Genomic DNA, 745 nt, shown 5'->3' with positions numbered 1-745 from the left:
CCTCACAGATTTAATCTATGCAAGAATCCTATCTCCTTCCAGCAAGATGAGCAGCTATTCTTTCTGTCGTTCTCTTTTGGAACCGCCTAAATATTCTTTGCAGAATGTTTATCGTGCTCTTTCTGTTATGGCGGAGGAATCGGATTACATCCAAGAAGAACTTTATCGAAATTCAAACTTTGTTCATCATCGTAATTCAAAAATCTTGTATTACGATTGCACGAATTACTATTTCGAAATCGAAGAAGAAAGTGGTGACAAAAAATACGGTAAAAATAAAGAACACAGGCCAAATCCAATCGTTACTATGGGACTTTTTATGGATGCTGATGGCATACCGCTTACTTTTGATATTTTCCCTGGAAATCAAAACGAACAGCTCACACTAAAACCATTAGAGACAAAAGTAATTAAAGATTTTGATTGCAGCGAGTTTATCTTTTGTTCGGATGCCGGCTTAGGAAGCGTAAAAAACAGATTTCTAAACAGCTTTGGGAATCGTTCTTATGTGATTACTTACTCGTTAAAAAAAATGAAACAGGAAGATCGTGAAATAGCCTTGAATCCAACTCAATTTAAAGTTCCCGGTTCGAATAAAATGATTGATCTAAGAACCCTTGACGAAACGGATCCGGATGTATTTCATACAGTTTATTACAAAGAAGTCCCCCTTGTGACCGGAGATATGGATGAAACGATTATTGTTACTTACTCTCCTAAATATAAAGCTTATCAACAAAAAATT

1 protein-coding gene is annotated in these 745 nt (G+C 35.7%); it reads left to right on the top strand.

What is annotated here, in order from left to right; all coding sequences use genetic code 11:
• A partial coding sequence (locus ACQRBH_RS17265) for an IS1634 family transposase (protein WP_427762685.1) occupies positions 1-745 on the top strand: 745 nt, incomplete at both ends.

The sequence above is a fragment of the Bariatricus sp. SGI.161 genome (assembly GCF_050313695.1).
GTDB lineage: Bacteria > Bacillota > Clostridia > Lachnospirales > Lachnospiraceae > JAFBIX01.
This window is presented reverse-complemented; position numbering and strand designations above follow the sequence as displayed.